9 protein-coding genes are annotated in these 10,921 nt (G+C 58.9%); 8 read left to right on the top strand and 1 reads right to left on the bottom strand.

What is annotated here, in order from left to right; genetic code table 11:
• The 6 genes from DBR24_RS09030 to DBR24_RS09055 form a co-directional block, all read left to right on the top strand.
• A partial coding sequence (locus tag DBR24_RS09030; protein ID WP_158277027.1) for a multicopper oxidase domain-containing protein occupies positions 1 to 783 on the top strand: 783 nt, incomplete at its 5' end.
• A gap of 19 nt (positions 784 to 802) precedes the next feature.
• A complete protein-coding gene (locus tag DBR24_RS09035) occupies positions 803 to 1,228 on the top strand; it encodes a hypothetical protein (RefSeq protein WP_123468693.1) in 426 nt (141 codons plus the stop codon).
• Positions 1,229 to 1,330: 102 nt separating this feature from the next.
• Positions 1,331 to 2,854 carry a tyrosinase family protein gene (locus DBR24_RS09040; protein ID WP_128614549.1) on the top strand — a complete coding sequence of 508 codons (1,524 nt, stop codon included), beginning with the start codon at positions 1,331 to 1,333 and terminating at the stop codon, positions 2,852 to 2,854.
• A gap of 94 nt (positions 2,855 to 2,948) precedes the next feature.
• A complete protein-coding gene (locus DBR24_RS09045; protein WP_128614550.1) occupies positions 2,949 to 4,406 on the top strand; it encodes a tyrosinase family protein in 1,458 nt (485 codons plus the stop codon).
• 10 nt (positions 4,407 to 4,416) lie between these two features.
• Positions 4,417 to 5,187, top strand: coding sequence for a DUF2182 domain-containing protein (locus tag DBR24_RS09050; protein ID WP_128614551.1), 771 nt, complete (start codon positions 4,417 to 4,419; stop codon positions 5,185 to 5,187).
• Entirely contained in the window at positions 5,180 to 7,165 is a 1,986-nt protein-coding gene (locus DBR24_RS09055; protein WP_128614552.1) for a hypothetical protein, read from the top strand. Before DBR24_RS09050 ends, DBR24_RS09055 begins: the two co-directional genes overlap by 8 nt.
• A gap of 61 nt (positions 7,166 to 7,226) precedes the next feature.
• Here the strand turns inward: DBR24_RS09055 and DBR24_RS09060 are convergent, their stop codons facing one another.
• Positions 7,227 to 8,246, bottom strand: coding sequence for an NAD-dependent epimerase/dehydratase family protein (locus tag DBR24_RS09060; RefSeq protein ID WP_128614553.1), 1,020 nt, complete (start codon positions 8,244 to 8,246; stop codon positions 7,227 to 7,229).
• A gap of 93 nt (positions 8,247 to 8,339) precedes the next feature.
• Here DBR24_RS09060 and DBR24_RS09065 point away from each other — a divergent pair, with 93 nt between their 5' ends.
• Together DBR24_RS09065 and DBR24_RS31790 are read left to right on the top strand one after the other, a co-directional pair.
• On the top strand, positions 8,340 to 9,227 hold the full coding sequence (locus DBR24_RS09065; protein WP_123468679.1) for a LysR family transcriptional regulator: 888 nt from the start codon (positions 8,340 to 8,342) through the stop codon (positions 9,225 to 9,227).
• 262 nt (positions 9,228 to 9,489) lie between these two features.
• A partial coding sequence (locus DBR24_RS31790; RefSeq protein ID WP_256591356.1) for a PQQ-binding-like beta-propeller repeat protein occupies positions 9,490 to 10,921 on the top strand: 1,432 nt, incomplete at its 3' end.

Consider the following 10,921-nt stretch of genomic DNA (forward strand, 5'->3'; position numbering starts at 1 on the left):
ACCCAATTGCTGGCAACGGTGATCGTCTCCGGCGGTAAAGTGGTGACCGACGATCCGCAAAGCTATATCCAGCACGCGCTCTATGACGCCAACAAAGGCTCATCGTTGCCGGTGGCAGCCCTCGAAGGATTGCGTAGCGGCAACCTGAAGCCGTGGCGCGCAATGCCCGACCTCAAGGATGCAACCGTCAACGACGACATCCAGAAAGCTGACTTTTTCATCGGGTATCCGCCATTTCCGCCGGCAGCTCCGGCCACGGCGCCGAAAAAACCGGGGGATCCGTGGTCTGGCGCCTTCGGCTTTTTCATCAACTACAAATCCTATGACCCGGACCGTATCGACTTCACCCGTCAGGTCAACACCACCGATGACTGGGTGCTGACGTCGCAGGGCGAACCTCACATCTTTCACATCCACGTCAACCCGTTCCAGGTGATGGACGTGCTCTACGCCAAACCCGGCGAAAAGCCCAAAAGCATCTTCGGCCCCAATGGCGAATGCCTGGTTCCGGCCGACGAGCTGGGATTGCAAAACCAGTACTGCGGGATGTGGCACGAGTTCAAAGACACGATCTTTGTCCAGAACGACTATCAGGTATTGGTGCGCACGCACTACGACCGCTACATCGGTGAATTCGTCATTCACTGCCACATCCTCGATCACGAAGACGGCGGGATGATGACCAATATCCAGATCGTGCCAGACCTCAATGCCGTCGGCGGCGGCATTGGCATGGCAGGGATGAAGCACACGTCGCATCAACATTCGGACGTCAAAAAATAGTGATAAGGAGATGTCAGTCATGAGCAATCCCTTTGCAGGAAAATGGACGTATAGAAGTTTCCTCAATAACCCCGCATTAACTGGAGGAGCGCCGGACAAACTCGCGGCACTGTTATTCGCCGAAGGCGTGTGGACCGTGGAGGACACTGCCGACGGGACATTTGCAGGTGAACTCGGTTTCGGCTCGAACGCGGTCATGGACTTGAAGGGCGTTATCACGCGCGCCCACGACGGACTACCCGACCACGTACACATCGTGGGCAGCGGGCGGCCCGGGACCTCCACTCAAGATTACTTCTACGACTATGACGGGGTGCTGACGGAGCACTGGCCAAACGGCGTGAATCAGGTGCCGGCCATCACTGGATCAGTCATCCGTGTGAAGCCTCACGACGGCGCGTCTGCCGGACTGGTCGCTTCGTTCATCGCCGTCAAGGCCAGTTAGCTATCGCTTGCAGGACGCTCGCGGGTCGTCTGGGTAGTTCCGCCGGCGAGCCACACTCGATCCACTGAAACTTCGATTGTTACCGACGACAAGGAGTCAGACATGACCGCAACCCCCATCACCAACCCCACCTGGTATGCGCAGATTCGCGACATGTTCACATCCGTGGACCGCGCGCACATGGCCAGACAAGGTCTCGACCTGGCCAGCTACGACGCGGTGATGAACCACGCCGGCGACATCTATCAACAAGTTGCAGCAGGCAACATGCCGCCGGGTAATCCCTGGCCTGCCGACTGGGTGGGTACCTTCCTCAACTGGATGAACAATGGCTACCCCAAAGGCGTGCCCGTGACTCAAGCGAGCCAGGCCGACTTCGCGGCACGCTCATTGTTCAGCACCGCGGCCCCGGCCGGCAGGATGCGCAAGGACATCACCACCTTGTCGAGCAACGAACTCGATCAGCTCAAAAAAGCTTTTTCCGCCATTAAGGCCCTCGATCCCGCTGACCCGAACAGCTATTTCGTCCAGGCGGGCTATCACTGGTTTCCGGCACCCAATACCTATTGCATGCACCACGTACCGGGCTACAACCCCTGGCACCGGGCCTATCTGGTCAGCTTCGAAAATGCCCTGAGATCGGTGCCTGGTTGCGAGAACGTGACCCTGCCTTATTGGGATATCACCACGCCCTTCCCCGACGTGCTTAAAAGCCCACCCTTCGACCAATACGTGCTACCGAAAACCATTGGCGCGGATTTCCCCGAAGGGTACGTCACCACCCGTTTTGACTACGACACGATTGCCCAGAACCTGATTGATAACGGCGTGACCGATGACGTCAACCGGGCAATGAGCAAAACCGACTGGGAAGACTTTCATGGCTACTGGTCCGGTGCCAGTCACAACACCATCATTGCCGCCCACGACAGTGGCCATGACTCCATTGGTCCGACGATGCAACAACAGGAAGTTGCGGCGTTCGACCCGGTGTTCTGGTTCTTCCACTGCAATTGGGACCGACTGTTCTGGGAATGGCAGAAGAAAATGCTGGCCACCGACCTGCAAGGGCTGTTGACCACTATCAACGAGGCTACCGACCCGATCAGTTTTCAGATATTCAACGATCCAGCGCTCGAGGTTCTGAATCCATTCACCCACAGCGCACTGGAACTGAACACCCTGGCAATCATCGACTCGGCAGGTCAGCTTGATATTGATTACGACCCGCCTGCCACAGCTTCGAACGTCGATTTTCTGCCCAAGACCCAGCGTACGCTCGCCGCGAACAAACAATTCACGGTCGAGACCGATCGAGTCAACGTACGCGTCAGCGGCATCAATCGTCTGAAAATCCCCGGCAGTTTCCGGGTGCACCTGCAAAAGGACGGAAGGACGATCGCCTCCAGAGCGCTGTTCCAGCCGGTTGAGGTGCAAAGCTGTGCCAATTGCGTGAGCAACGCGATGGCGCAGTTCGATTTCGAACTGCCAATGGCGGATATAGCGGGCGGCAAACTGAGTGTCTGGGTAGAACCGGTCGACAAGACCTTCGTAGGGGATCGCTTCCCGCAGAAGCTGATGGGCAACCCGGTCATCGATGTCCATCTATTGCTGCAGACAGAGTAGCGCTGTGGCTGCTTGAAAAGTGCCGGATCTGACGTGATGAAGACCGGCACTGAAGTTGGGGGAGACATCACCTAACCGCAACGGAGCACCTATCATGACCGCTTTTCGCCAGGATGTTGCAACACTGGGTTCAGGATGGAACAAGACATTGCTGAACTACGCCAAGGCAATGCAGGCGCTGGACGCGCAACCGATACAGGACCGCACGAGCTGGAAATTCCTCGGCGCCATGCATGGATTCCATCCTCAGTTGTGGCTCAACGAAAATCTGATCAAGGCGAATACCCCGATTCCAGCAGACTTGACCAACAAGACGTACGGCAATCAGTGTCAGCACGGCAGTTGGTATTTCCTCTCCTGGCACCGGGCGTACCTGTTTTCGTTCGAAGCAATCGTCGCAGCGAAAGTGAAAGAATTGACGGGGGACGACTGGACCCTTCCCTACTGGAACTACCTCAACAGCAGCGATCCGAAAGCCCTGTATCTGCCTGAGGCCTTTGTAGAAAAAACCTTACCCGACGGCAGCCCGAACCCGCTGTGCAAATACCCTCGACGCCCCGGAATCAAGGCGATCAAGCCCGGGGGCGGGTTCAGCCTTGAAGCGATGGAAGAGAATGATTTTATCGTCGGTAACGGAAACCTGGGATTCGGTGGCGGAATCACTGGCGATTTCGTCCAGTTCGCGGACATCACCGGAGAACTGGAGAGCAACCCGCACAACACGGTTCACGGTCTCGTCGGTGGTTACATGGGCAATGCCTATCTGGCAGGTCTTGACCCTATATTCTGGCTGCACCATTGCAACATTGATCGCCTCTGGGAAGCCTGGATGAACACGCCGGGCAAGACCATGGTCCACGACCCACTCTGGCTCAATGGTCCGGCCAACCGCAGCTTTATCATGCCGGTCCCCGGCGACAACGCACCTGGCGTAACCTTTACTAGCAAAGACACGTTGAAGGGCGGCAAATTTTATCGGCCCTATGATGATTTGAGCATCGGTACGGGTGTAAAGCCGGGAGTGAATGCAGTGGCACGGGTCAATATGGGTTCGCCCAGCAAGCAAACGGTACAGCCCATCGGCGCCAATGCCGCTGCCGTCACGATCGGCAGTGCGCCGGTGGACAGTCATATCGACCTCGAACCCACGGCGGCCTCCAGTAGCATCGCGACCATGGGCGCGACATCGCCGGGTAAGGCGGTGGCCCGACTCTACCTGGCCCTGGAATCCGTGCGTGGCTCCGCACCGTCACCGCTGCTGGATGTGTACGTCAATCTGCCTGACGGCGCCAACCCGGTGCTCGACCCTGACCGGTACGCCGGCAGCCTGACGCTTTTCGGTCTCAACGTTGCTTCGGAAAAAGACGGCGAACACAACGGGTTGGGTTATACGATTGATATTACCGATCTGGCTCAACGGCTCACGGCCGCCGGGGACTTCGATCCGAATCATCTGCGCGTGACGCTGGTACCTGTCGAGCAGATTTCCGATGAAGCACCGATAACGGTTGAGCGCATCAGCGTTCTCAAGCGCAGTGGCGTCGTGACTTGAGGGCAGACTCATGCGGCCAGGTCTGGTTCTACGCAGTTTTACTTACGCACCGTGGCCAATTCTGCTGGCCACGGCAGGCGTGGGCCTGGCCTTTTCCCTCTACAACGATGTGAGCAGTGAAGGTCCCGCGTTTTGCGTAGCGGTGAACGGACTGTCGATCGTCACTCGCTGGCCGGCGGCGTTACAGGCGGAGCTCGCGCTGAACCCGCTGCACCGCATCCTCACCGGCTGGTTCCTGATGCTTTTGGCCATGATGCCGCCCCTGTTGGCAATGCCGCTCATGCATGTCTGGCACTCCAGCCTGGCACGTCGGCGAATGCGTGCATCCGCGCTGTTTCTGTTCGGCTATTGTGCGTTGTGGATGGCCGCCGGCCCTGTTCTATGGGTCTTGGCGTTGTTGCTCCAGTTCACGCTGGGCCAAAACGTGTTCATCGTGACATTGCTGATCGCGCTGGTCTGGAGCGCAAGCCCGTGGCATCGCGCAGCACTCAATCGAGTGCATCAACCCCAGCGGATCGGCTTGTTTGGCTGGCCAGCCGACAAGGACTGCCTGACCTTCGGCATGCGCCATGGCCTGTTTTGTATTGTTTCGTGCTGGGCGTGGATGCTGGTGCCGCTGGTGAGCGGGACCTGGCATATCCCGGTGATGTTATTGGCAGGTCTCATCGTGCTGGCCGAACGGCTCACGCCTCCTCGTCCTCCAGGCTGGCACTGGCTTGTGTCACCCATGCACTTTTATACGTTCGTCACCAAACATCTTTTGGAGCGTCCCCATGGTTAGGCGAGTGTGTCTGGCAATCGGCGTAAGCACCGTGACACCTGTTGCTAAAGAGGTCCTGGATTTCGCCTATCTGGATGGCGCCGTTTTAGCCGCGCGCTCCATGGGGGAATGGGCACTGCGCTCTGGTTTCGGCGTCGACAACGTCAAAGTCGTCGACGACGGCTGGGTCAATAACAAGCCAAACCCGGTCACACGGGTGCGCGTACAACAAGCCGTCGACGAACTGTTTCCAGCGGGTGCCGACGTCGTTGACCAATTGATCCTGTCTTTTTGCGGACATGGGCTGACGGGGTCGAATTTTGGCGAGATCTTCTGGCTGTTCAGCGACTCGCTGCTGATGAAGTACCGCATTGTGGTCGACAGGTTTTACGAGGAAATGTTTCTGCTCGGCGTCAAACGCATAACGCTGATCACCGACGCGTGCCGCGAAGCCCCCCAAAGCCTGGAGCTAATGCGCCTCGATGGTTCGCGCGGGATCCTTGTGCAAGGCACCCGGGCCGACGAAACAAATTTCGATAGCCTCGCTTGCTGCCATGACGGCCAACTGGGCTACATGGTTCGAGACCCTGCTGGCGCCGCACCGGGCAAATGCATCTTCTCGGGTGTCATCGCGGATATTCTCTGGGGACTGGAGCCCACTGCCATTGAAAATGGGCTCATAACCACGAATGCGTTGGGTAAATTTGCTCGCTCGCGCACGGCCGAACGCGCTCGCGAGTACCACCTCAAGCTCGACCCTCACTGCCAGGTCGATCCCGACGCCGTGGTACTTTACGACACTGCGACCCCACTCAAGCCCCCTGACGACATGCAACCGTGGCCATCCGGAAGCACGGTAGCGGTGCTGGGCACTGAAAAAAAAGACGAGGCTCTGGATTCTGCTGGGTTCACCGCCGAGGAAATAACAACCCAGCGTTCAGTTCAGCAGCGCACCTTGCGCTATCGCCTTTTCAACAAACTCTCATGGTTCAGGCGATCTAAATCAAAAGATCCAGACAGTCGCGAAGTGGTCGCCGGAATCACACATCTGCGAGAGGACATGGATGAACTGCACAACATCGACATGGATACGCCTCGCCATAGGCAAATGATAAAGGAGTTGTCCGAACAGCTCAGAACAGAGTCGATGACCTGGGTGGTTCAACGTCGATTCCTGGAGATCGACCGTGCCGGTGACGCAAATCTCATTGTCTGGGGTGAACAGGCGACGCTGTTGTCCAACCGTGCGACTCACGCCCTCAGATCCGAGCCCCCCGTCAACGAGTTTTACGTTGAACTCCGCACTCAAGGGGCGCCTGTTCTGGTGCACATGGGCAAGGAGCAAGTTACGCCTGTCGTACCTTACGCAGGTCTGTATACCGCCGTCGTCCCCAGCCCCAACGGAGATGTTTTCCAGGTGTACGGAGCGCACAGTTCGCCGCAAAGGTATCTGGCGGGCATGCGGACCCTTCGTGAATTCTCTGACGGGCACTTGCGAGCTGATAGCGTTGATCGACTGGCTGCAGACCTGCGGCATGAAAAGCATGCCGACCCGATGTTGGGCGTCATCTGCGCCTACCTTTACCGGGCGCTCGCCGACTACGACAACATCCGGCGCATGGCCTATTTTTATGCGACCCGTGATCAGGCTGTGCCCTTCGACATCGCGCTGCTCGGAGGTATGGAGGTAACACGCAACACGCATGGCGCCCTGCAACTGCATGTGCCAGCAGTGAAGGCCCGGGAATCGCGACCAAACGCGCCAGCACTCCCCGACTATGCCACCCAAGCAACCCCTGCCATCTTCGCCAGCGTCGGCGGACGATGCCCATGGCTCGGACTTGGCTGGGACTATGTCGTTGAGCCTCGATTGGAGTCGGCTCTGCTTGTCGAAGGTCTTGGCGAGCATGCGTCACTGATTCGGCGCAGCGGTTCGACCGTGTTGCCTGCGGCCTCAGCAAGGCAGCTTGCAGAGGCCTGGGGTCTGCCGCCAGGTTAATTCGTTTTTTCTGCGTTGGCCGAGGTGTTCTCAGGGAGGAAAAGATGCTTGCAGAGTCGTTCTACGAACGCATTCTCGCTGCGGGCCGACGGCGAGAGAGCGCATCATAAGACTGATCAACACACCCCAACCCCACCAGCGTCGCCTCCACAGCTTCATCCAGCGGCGTATGCGGCTCGCGACCCAAGGTCGATTGCAACTGCGCGCCGTTCAGCCTTACCGGTTGTTGCCACAGGTAACGCATCTCCTGCATTTCACGAAACGTTTCGACAAAGGGCGACAACACATTGATCAACCACCAGGGAAACGCTTTGATCCTTGGCGTTTTACCGCCATGTCTTGCCACAACGCGGCGTATGGCTTCGGCCATTTGCCTGCCATCCGCATCCCAATGACCGTCCATATGAAACGCGGCGAACGGTGCAAGCGTTTCTCTGCGCTCCAGCAGTTGCGTCATGGTGTTGGCGACATCCGGCAAATAGGCCCACTGATTGCCGATGCCCTTGGCACTGGGTACCAGTACACGGGTGACTGCCCGCCCCGGCTTGACCAGCCCTTGGGAAAACCAGTTGTTGCCCGGCACCGGCCCGAAGAAGTTGCCGGCACGCACGATGATTACCCGGCATCCCTGGGTGCTGGCTTCGCGCAGATGTCGTTCAAGCTCGACCCGCAGCGCGCCTTTGCGGGTCACGGGGTGTTGTGGTGAGTCTTCGTGCAGCAACGGGAATGCGTCTGGCCCGTAGTTATAAACAGTGCCCGGCAGGACGATGGTCGCCCCTTGTGCAATAGCGGCCGCAATGGTGTTGTCGATCATGGGCAAGACCCGCTTGTCCCAGTCACGATAACCGGGTGGATTGACCGCGTGGACAATGACCGAGCAGCCCTGTGCCGCCGCCATGACCTGTTGGCGATTCATCGCATCCCCATCAAACCAGGTAAAGCCTTCAGCCCCTTCGTGAGGTGGACGACCACCGCGTCGCAGCGCACACACCTGCCAGCCGGATTCGCGCAGCCTGCGCGCCACTTCACCGCCGATACCTCCCGTTGCACCCAGTACCAAAACGCGTCGACTCAAGATCATGTTGATCGTCCTCTCGTTGGAATGAGAAGAGTCTGAATGCGCCGTCGACTCAATGAAATTGCTTAAAACCGGCTACCAGCTATACATTTATGCATGGACAACAACATCAGCTGGGAACTGTACCGCTCGTACCTGAGCGTGCTGCAGGAAGGATCATTGTCGGGTGCCGCTCGAGCACTGGGGGTTGCGCAACCTACGGTCGGGCGCCATATCGACACGCTCGAGCAGCAACTGGGCGTGAGTTTGTTCACTCGCTCCCAACAAGGGTTGCTGGCGACCGAAGCCGCGCAGGCCCTCAAGCCCTTCGCGCAATCCATGCAGGCCAATGCTGCCGCACTGCTGCGCGCAGCCGAGGCGCAAGGAAGCGGCGTCAGAGGCACGGTGCGCATCAGTGCCAGCGAAGTCGTGGGCGCCGAAGTGCTGCCTCCGGTTATTGCCGGCTTACAAGGACAGTACCCGGAACTGAACGTTGAGCTGGTCCTGACCAATCGCGTTCAGGACCTGTTGCACCGCGAGGCTGATATCGCCGTGCGCATGGTTGCGCCCGAGCAAGGTTCGCTGATTGCCCGGCGCATCGGCGATATCGAACTGGGCCTGCATGCTCACCGCCGCTACCTCGATGCGCGAGGCACACCGCAGACACTGGAACAGCTCACTGAACACGCGCTGATCGGCTTTGACCAGGAGACGCCCTTTCTGCGCAGCGCCAGGCACTGGTTGCCGCAATGGCGTCGTGAACACTTCACCTTGCGTACCGACAGCGATCTCGCGCAACTGGCGATGATTCGTGCCGGGGTGGGCATCGGCGTGTGCCAGGTGCGAGTGGCGCAACGTGACCCTGCGCTGGTGCGCGTACTCGCACACCCCTTCAAACCCAGACTCACCAGTTGGCTGACCATGCATGAAGATTTACGCAACAGTCCGCGCTGCAAAGTGACCTTCGAGGCGCTGCTGTCAGGACTCGAGCAATACGTGGGCTAAGCTGTTTTTATCGCCGTGCGTCGGCTGAGCACTGACGGTGGTTGAGTGCGGCATAACGGCAACACTGTCATAACCCGCATTTTTCCTGACAGAAAAACCACTTTTTCAGTCATTCACAAGCGCTCTTCAACCCTCTGAGAACGGCCGTTTCGGCTAAGGCGCGTTATTCGATAACCGACAACGCTTTATTACTGAATTTATGATTTAACTAGGTAGTTACCTAACTATATAATCCCCTTCTCATTTCAACGGGACATTCAACGTGAAGCAGAGTCAAGGCCTCTCTGGCCTTTCTAAATTCATTCTGGTCGGGCTGGGCGTGATCATCGCCCTGCTCGGCTTGGCGCTCGCTGCTGGCGGCGTGAAGTTGGTCAGCCTGGGAGGGTCGTGGTACTTCCTGATGGGCGGTCTGGTGATGGCGGTTTCCGGATGGCTGATCGCACGCTTCAAACCGGCGGGTGCGTGGTTGTTCGCAGCGTTCCTGCTCGGGACCGCGATCTGGGCCGTGAGCGATGCCGGGCTGGTGTTCTGGCCGGTGTTCTCGCGCCTGTTCATGTTCAGTGCGGTGGGTCTGGCGGTCGCGCTGGTTTATCCAATGCTCAAGCGTGCCAGCGGTGGCGTTCCTGGGCGCGGTGCTTATGCGCTGGCAGCTGTACTCGCGGTCGGCCTGGCCGTCGCGGCCGCTAACATGTTTGTCGCGCACCCAACGGTAGCAGCCACCGGCACGGGCCCGGGGCTCACGCCAGTGGAGCCGGACAAGGCGCAGAAAGACTGGGCGCACTACGGCAACACCGAAGGTGGCAGCCGTTTCGCCGCGCTGGATCAGATCAACCGCACCAACGTCGACAAACTGAAAGTCGCGTGGACCTACCACACCGGTGACATCGCCGAGAGCGATGGCAACGGCGCCGAAGATCAGCTCACCCCGCTGCAGATCGGCAACAAGGTGTTCATCTGCACTCCGCACAACAACCTGATCGCGCTGGATGCCGACACCGGCAAGGAACTGTGGAAAAACGCGATCAACGCCAAGTCGAAAGTATGGCAGCGTTGCCGTGGCATGGCCTATTTCGATGCCACCAAGGCCATCGCTCAGCCGGGCAATTCGAGCATCGTCGAAGCCAAACCTGCGCCGGCCGCCAACTGCCAGCGCCGCCTGCTGACCAACACCATCGACGCACGTCTGATCGCGGTCGATGCCGACACCGGCGAGTTCTGCCAGGGTTTCGGCAACAACGGTCAGGTTGATCTGAAGGCCGGTCTGGGTGATGTGCCGGACAGCTACTATCAGCTCTCCTCCGCGCCATTGATGGCCGGTACCACAGTCGTGGTCGGCGGGCGCGTGGCCGACAACGTGCAAACCGACATGCCGGGCGGCGTGATCCGTGGTTTCGACGTGATCACCGGCGCCATGCGTTGGGCCTTCGACCCGGGCAACCCACAGGATAAAAAGGCACCGGCCGACGGCAGCACCTATGTGCGCAGCACGCCGAACAGCTGGGCGCCGATGTCCTACGACCCGGCGACCAACACCGTGTTCCTGCCGATGGGCAGTTCGTCCACCGACATCTACGGTGTCGAGCGCAGCAAACTCGATCACACCTACGGCGCCTCGATCCTCGCGCTGGACGCCAGCACTGGCGATGAGCGCTGGGTGTTCCAGACCGTGCACAACGACCTCTGGGACTTCGACC

The organism is Pseudomonas sp. HMWF006 (assembly GCF_003061205.1).
Classification (GTDB): Bacteria; Pseudomonadota; Gammaproteobacteria; order Pseudomonadales; family Pseudomonadaceae; genus Aquipseudomonas; species Aquipseudomonas monsensis.

What these genes read in the sequence shown, in the direction of transcription:
- DBR24_RS09065 (WP_123468679.1), top strand. Translation starts at nt 8,340, where the DNA reads ATGGACAACAACATCAGCTGGGAACTGTACCGCTCGTACCTGAGCGTG.
- DBR24_RS09050 (WP_128614551.1), top strand. Translation starts at nt 4,417, where the DNA reads ATGCGGCCAGGTCTGGTTCTACGCAGTTTTACTTACGCACCGTGGCCA.
- DBR24_RS09060 (WP_128614553.1), bottom strand. Translation starts at nt 8,246, where the DNA reads ATGATCTTGAGTCGACGCGTTTTGGTACTGGGTGCAACGGGAGGTATC.
- DBR24_RS09055 (WP_128614552.1), top strand. Translation starts at nt 5,180, where the DNA reads ATGGTTAGGCGAGTGTGTCTGGCAATCGGCGTAAGCACCGTGACACCT.
- DBR24_RS09035 (WP_123468693.1), top strand. Translation starts at nt 803, where the DNA reads ATGAGCAATCCCTTTGCAGGAAAATGGACGTATAGAAGTTTCCTCAAT.
- DBR24_RS09040 (WP_128614549.1), top strand. Translation starts at nt 1,331, where the DNA reads ATGACCGCAACCCCCATCACCAACCCCACCTGGTATGCGCAGATTCGC.
- DBR24_RS09045 (WP_128614550.1), top strand. Translation starts at nt 2,949, where the DNA reads ATGACCGCTTTTCGCCAGGATGTTGCAACACTGGGTTCAGGATGGAAC.